Here is a 723-nt window from a genome sequence, read left to right on the forward strand (position 1 = left end):
ATTTTGTGTAATGTAAGATAGATAGGGTATCTCTGAATGGATTTAGAATGGATAAGGAGTCGGTTTCCTCCGCACAGGAGACAGAATATTCTGTCTCCTGTGCGGAAAGGGAGCATCCCCTTACTTTGTTATTTACAGTATTTGGTTAATTGTAACGTTCTTCAAACATTCGCTGGAGGGCTTCCTGCGCTTCGGCAAATCCTCGCAGCTTTCGCTCTGCCCATTTCTCATTAAAGTCTTGGATCGTCAAATACACGATTTTTTCCGCGGCTTCTAAACTGCTCAAACTGTTCATCGGTTTTAGACGTTTCCGAATCTCCTTGATCGTTCGTTCGATGGCATTTGTCGTGTAAATTACACTTCGAATACTGTTCGGATAGTCCATAAATGTGAGGAGAACATCCAACTCATTGGCCCAAGATTGCACTTCTCTTGGGTACTTGCTCGACCATTTCGATTCAAACTGTCGAAACATCTCCAATGCGATTTCTTTACTCGGAGATCGATAAATGAGTTTCAGATCCTCCGCCATTTCGAATTGGTCTTTTTTTCGAACACGATTTAGGGTGCTGCGGACTTTGTGAACGACACAACGCTGTACGTCAGCTTTCGGATAAACCGCCCGAAAGGCTTCCTCCAGCCCCGGAAGACCATCAAATACGCCCAGAAGCACTTCCTTGACGCCTCTTTGGTAGAGGTTTTGCAGAATTTCCTGCCATCCAT

At 44.7% G+C, this 723-nt stretch carries 1 protein-coding gene; it reads right to left on the minus strand.

Annotated features, from left to right (window positions below; genetic code table 11):
- Nucleotides 1-145 precede the first annotated feature (145 nt).
- The coding region (locus tag M3N64_RS14000) for an IS256 family transposase (RefSeq protein WP_249104311.1) at nucleotides 146-723 on the minus strand (578 nt) is incomplete at its 5' end.

The organism is Sporolactobacillus mangiferae, assembly GCF_023336505.1.
GTDB classification, from domain to species: Bacteria; Bacillota; Bacilli; order Bacillales; family Sporolactobacillaceae; genus Sporolactobacillus; species Sporolactobacillus mangiferae.